The sequence below is a fragment of the Candidatus Zixiibacteriota bacterium genome (genome assembly GCA_020853795.1).
In the GTDB taxonomy this organism is placed as follows: domain Bacteria; phylum Zixibacteria; class MSB-5A5; order CAIYYT01; family CAIYYT01; genus JADJGC01.
Map to the genome: position 1 here is coordinate 1 of JADYYF010000083.1, position 4,431 is coordinate 4,431.

At 57.8% G+C, this 4,431-nt stretch carries 7 protein-coding genes and 1 tRNA gene; 7 read left to right on the top strand and 1 reads right to left on the bottom strand.

The annotated features are described in order from the left end of the window. The 7 genes from IT585_06530 to IT585_06560 all read left to right on the top strand — a co-directional run. Nucleotides 1-797: hypothetical protein (locus IT585_06530; protein ID MCC6962891.1), on the top strand; the 797-nt coding region annotated here is incomplete at its 5' end. Nucleotides 798-799: 2 nt separating this feature from the next. Further along, a complete protein-coding gene (locus IT585_06535) occupies nt 800-1,357 on the top strand; it encodes a hypothetical protein (protein MCC6962892.1) in 558 nt (185 codons plus the stop codon). A gap of 13 nt (nt 1,358-1,370) precedes the next feature. After that, nucleotides 1,371-1,700: a hypothetical protein gene (locus IT585_06540; protein ID MCC6962893.1), complete on the top strand. Its 330-nt coding sequence runs from the start codon at nt 1,371-1,373 to the stop codon at nt 1,698-1,700. After that, on the top strand, nt 1,684-2,001 hold the full coding sequence (locus tag IT585_06545) for a hypothetical protein (GenBank protein ID MCC6962894.1): 318 nt from the start codon (nt 1,684-1,686) through the stop codon (nt 1,999-2,001). The genes IT585_06540 and IT585_06545 overlap by 17 nt, the downstream gene beginning before the upstream one ends. A gap of 2 nt (nt 2,002-2,003) precedes the next feature. Next, nucleotides 2,004-2,531, top strand: a complete 528-nt coding sequence (locus tag IT585_06550; GenBank protein MCC6962895.1) for a hypothetical protein — start codon at nt 2,004-2,006, stop codon at nt 2,529-2,531. A gap of 7 nt (nt 2,532-2,538) precedes the next feature. Beyond that, entirely contained in the window at nt 2,539-3,279 is a 741-nt protein-coding gene (locus IT585_06555) for a hypothetical protein (GenBank protein ID MCC6962896.1), read from the top strand. A gap of 406 nt (nt 3,280-3,685) precedes the next feature. Then, nucleotides 3,686-4,141 carry a DUF2335 domain-containing protein gene (locus IT585_06560; protein MCC6962897.1) on the top strand — a complete coding sequence of 152 codons (456 nt, stop codon included), beginning with the start codon at nt 3,686-3,688 and terminating at the stop codon, nt 4,139-4,141. A 188-nt stretch (nt 4,142-4,329) separates the two neighbouring features. Here the strand turns inward: IT585_06560 and IT585_06565 are convergent. After that, nucleotides 4,330-4,405: transfer RNA gene (locus tag IT585_06565), tRNA-Glu, on the bottom strand. Nucleotides 4,406-4,431 lie beyond the last annotated feature (26 nt).

Genomic DNA, 4,431 nt, shown 5'->3' on the forward strand with positions numbered 1-4,431 from the left:
CGAAGGTGACCGAGACGATCAACCTCAACGGCGTCACGCCGGCGCAGGCCGGGACGCCGAAGACGTTTGCGCGCCTGATGAAGGCGATCAAGTCGGCGACGTGCACCGGCCATGTGGCGCTGATGTCGAACACAGCCACGCGGTCGAACACGGCCACCGGCGGCGGAGTCGATTCTGACGGCGCACCTTACATCGACCTTGATGCCGGAGCGTCCGCGACGGATGACATCTATAAGGGCGAAGTGGTGCGGGTCACTTCCGGTACGGGCGCGAATGAACTCGACGAGATTGTCGCATACAACGGCACGCTCAAGCGCGCCTATGTCCGCAATGACTGGGGCACGGCGCCCGCGAGCGGGTCCGGATTCGAGATCGCCAAGGGGATGTTCTTCGAGAAGACGCCGAATGAGATCATGGAATGCCGACGGTTCCATTTCGACGAGGCGGCTAATGCGGCCGGCGGTTCCAACAAGGTGTCCTATGACAAGGGCTTCCTCAAAAATACTCATGCGACGCTGGCGCTGACCAACGCCCAGGTGAGCGAAGTGGCCGGGGGGGTCGCGGCGAAGGAGACGTTTGCGCTCGATGCCGCGGTCAACGGCTCGACCACCAACGGTGCTGGGAACAACCGCAACGTGGCGCCGACGGGAACATTCGACTCGAACGCCAAAAATGTGCCCGGCGGCAATCTCGAGCCCGGTGATGCAATCGGGTTCTGGTGCGCCCTCTCGCTCAACGCCGGCGATGCGGCGCAGAATTCCTACTACGAACTGCAGCTGACCGGCACGACGACGTAACGATGGTGCAATTCGATCCGGTCTTTGCCACTACCCTCGAAAACGAGGGCGGTTACGCGGATGATCCGCGCGATCCTGGCCGGGAGACCTACAAAGGGATCTCGCGGCGATTCCAACCGAACTGGCCGGGCTGGAGATTGATTGACGGCTGGAAGTCATACAGCGACTTCCGGGCGCGCCTCGAGGCGGACAAGCAAGTGCAGGCGCTGGTGCGCGATTTCTACCTGGCGTTGTGGACCAAGTATCATTGTGATCAGTTTCCGCATCAGCGCGTCGCTGCCGAGTTCTTTGACGCGATCATTCTGCCGGGGCCCGGTCCGGCGGTGACATTCCTGCAGCGCGCGCTCAATGTGTTCAACGGCAATCGCAAACCGAAGCTTGTCGTCGACGGCAATCTGGGACCGCTGACACTGGCGGCCGTGATGGCCGTGAAGACGGATGCCGACAAGTTGGTGCGCGCGATGGCAATTCGCCGCGGCGAATACTTCTTAAACCGCATTGAAGAGAACCCCGCCAAGTCGTGGGCACTGGGCGGTTGGCTCAATCGACTGAACCTGTGATGGAGGAAATCTCATGGAAGGTATGGAGAACATCGGACCGCTGTTGATGATCGTCGCCAAAGGCGGAGTCTACGGCGGATTCGTGACAGCGATCGTGGCGGTGCTCAAGGCCATGGTGCCGGCGATCAACGGCTGGCGCACCCTGATTCCCGTGGTGCTGCTGGCGGTGCTGCTCGCTTACGGCGATCGCGCGTTGGTGACGCCGACGCCGACATGGGCCATCACCGCATTGATCTTCGTGTTTACGCTGGCGGCCGCACTCGGCGTCAATCTGTCGCTGGCGAAACAACTCAATGGCCAATACCCGACTCTCAAGGTGAACAAAAATGGGTCTGATACCTAAGGGCATTCTGGCCAGCGCCGACCTCGACGTGCTCAAGAGCAAAGAGGTGCGGCAGCTGATCAATCTGATCGGCCGCTGGGCGCTATATACCGCCGCGATGCTGGCGCTGGGCCTGATCGGCGCGGCTGCGGTGTTCATCGATGCGGCCTCCTGGGGCACCGTGCTGTCGGTGATGGGCGCGCTCCTGACCGCTGCGCTCGGGGTTGAGCATAAGCTCAATACAAACGCACCCTCAATTGCCGGACCGAAGGAGCAGCACTGGCCGAAAGTCGTGCCGCCGCCGGTATCGAGAAAGGACTAATCATGAAGAAACTACTGACGCTCGTTTTATTATTGGCATTCTGTGCGTCCCTGACCGCGCAGAGTCTGAGCAATATTAAAGGCGCCTTCGGCGGCGTGACGCTCAAGAAGAGCCTCGAGTTCAGCCAGGCGAATTTCGCCGCGGGCTACTTGCTGAATCCCACCGACGAATACTACCAGGCGGTGGGCCTCAGCTGGGATTCGAAGCTCGGCGTCGTGAGCATCGAGTTCCCAATGTTCTTCCGGCTCATGAGTTCGCAGATCTTCATCGCCGGCTCGGTCGATCCGTTCGACGTGGCGACGAACGCTGGCGTCGTGGTGCGTAACCCTTCAATCGGCGGCAAACTCGGCGGGGCCTACGTGACGAAGAAGCCGATCTTCCAGGACATCCACCTGGCGATCTTGGCGTTGTTTATCTACAAGACTTACTTCGATGCCGGCGCCGAGGCGCAAGCCGAGCCGCGGCCGTTGGCGGTCGACAACCTCGGTAGCGAGTTCTGGTTCACGATCGCCGCGCTGAACATTTTCTGAGGACGATATGATCGAACGCTATTCGCTTTTGAAGCCGGGAACGGTGATCCTGCTATTGCCGCAATTCCCATGGTGGAAGATCTGGAAGATCGTGCTGTTCGTGCTCTACTGGCGGATCCAGCGGATTCAGAAGCGCTGGTTTGCGCCAATGCTGCAGTGGCTGGGGCGAATCTTCACCGAGTCCGTCCATGTGATGATCGTCTGCAAGGACGGCCGCGTCTATGATCCGACGTTTCCGACGATGCGCTGGTCGACGATCGACCGGCTGGCGCATGAGCATTTCCGCGCTTACTGGTATCGCGACATTGACCTGGCGGCGGAGCCGTACGCTTCGATTCTGCACAAGCTATGCGAGGAGTCAGTTTACAAGCGGCACCTGTACGACGTATTCGATTTGCTGCAGTTCGAACTGATCGATCAAATTGGCTACGGCGGCCCCGACGTCGAGAAGAACAAGATTGCGGCGAACATCGCAAATACTGTCGGGCTCGATCCGGACGGGATGGTCTGTTCGACCTCGAGCCGGTCGAAGTTTGAAGCGCTGCGCAAGCGGATCGCGCGCGATCATCCGGAGCTGCCGCAACTGCGGCGACTCTTCACGTTGCCCAACGGCGCCGAAACGCTTGTGGAACTGACGCTGCCGGAGGCGTGGGCGAATTTCTCGGACGACACGCGGCCGCTGAGCACGGCATTCGAGCCAGATTTTCGATTCGTCGGTGAATGGAAGGACGGCATGAAGATCAGGTGACCACCCAGGTCATCCGTTTTCCCTCCCATCGCGGGCACCCCGTCCGGAGCAATCCGGGCGGGGTTTTTTGACTTAGAAGCTCACTGATATCTACTATGAGCCAGTGCCCCTCTGCCTTAAGAGGAAACCTAATGGAAAGATTTACGTTATAATATTCGGAACAAACAGATGGAAAGTGGGCAAAAGTGCTTGACTTCCATTTAATGCTTGTCGATAAATGTAGCTGGAGAGTCACAGATGCGTAAGTTGATCACCGTAAGCCAGTCCTACCTGCTATTCGCACGTCCCTCGTTTTGGGAAGGCATAGCTCGCGTATTGGACTTCGGATCGACACTACAGAATTACAATCGGTCTTTTTCCCCAGAACAGGCCGACCTGAATGCTCTGCGGTCAGATTGGCGCGTAGTTGGGCAAGATATTGAGTTTTCTATTAAAAAGTATGGGCAAGCGAAGGAACCAGCAATTCCAGATTCAGCGCACGCCAGGTAGTATTATCTCCGTCGAAGGAAAGTACGAGGGGCCACTCCCGCTTCCAGCACATTTGGAAAAATATGAGGCTGTTCTTCCGGGTGCTGCTGAACGCATCATGGCCATGGCCGAGAAGCAATCAGATCATCGACGCGGTCTCGAAACTAAAGTAGTAAACTCTGACATCGCCAACTCGAGATTGGGGCTGATCTTTGGGTTCATCATTGCTATGTTGGGAATCAGTGGTGGAGTGTTCCTGATCAACAACGGAAAGATCGTAGAAGGCAGTATTTTCAGCGGTCTCACAGTCGTCTCGCTTGTAGGAGCGTTCGTGTATGGATCCCAGCAGCGAAGAAAGGAGAGGTTGGCTAATCAGCAAATCCTCCAGAGATGACCGACATAGGCCCAGCGCGTGAGTTCGTTTCCCCAATCTTCACTCAGTCTGGTTGCTACGCTGGCGTAGCAATTGGAACAACAAGGTAGACAAGTTAAACAAGTGCCAAGGAGTTAGGGCCTCTGCGTAGCACTGCTGTTTTGGCGGCTATTTAAGCTAAGTTGTTGGAGTAACTTGCTGTCGGATAATGGCGTCCCCAACGGGAGTCGAACCCGTGTCGCCGCCGTGAAAGGGCGGTGTCCTAGGCCACTAGACGATAGGGACGTCCAGAGTGTGTCGAGTATACGCCC

Excerpts from the sequence above, each read along its gene's own strand:
- IT585_06535 (MCC6962892.1), top strand. The coding sequence starts at position 800 with ATGGTGCAATTCGATCCGGTCTTTGCCACTACCCTCGAAAACGAGGGC.
- IT585_06555 (MCC6962896.1), top strand. The coding sequence starts at position 2,539 with ATGATCGAACGCTATTCGCTTTTGAAGCCGGGAACGGTGATCCTGCTA.
- IT585_06540 (MCC6962893.1), top strand. The coding sequence starts at position 1,371 with ATGGAAGGTATGGAGAACATCGGACCGCTGTTGATGATCGTCGCCAAA.
- IT585_06545 (MCC6962894.1), top strand. The coding sequence starts at position 1,684 with ATGGGTCTGATACCTAAGGGCATTCTGGCCAGCGCCGACCTCGACGTG.
- IT585_06550 (MCC6962895.1), top strand. The coding sequence starts at position 2,004 with ATGAAGAAACTACTGACGCTCGTTTTATTATTGGCATTCTGTGCGTCC.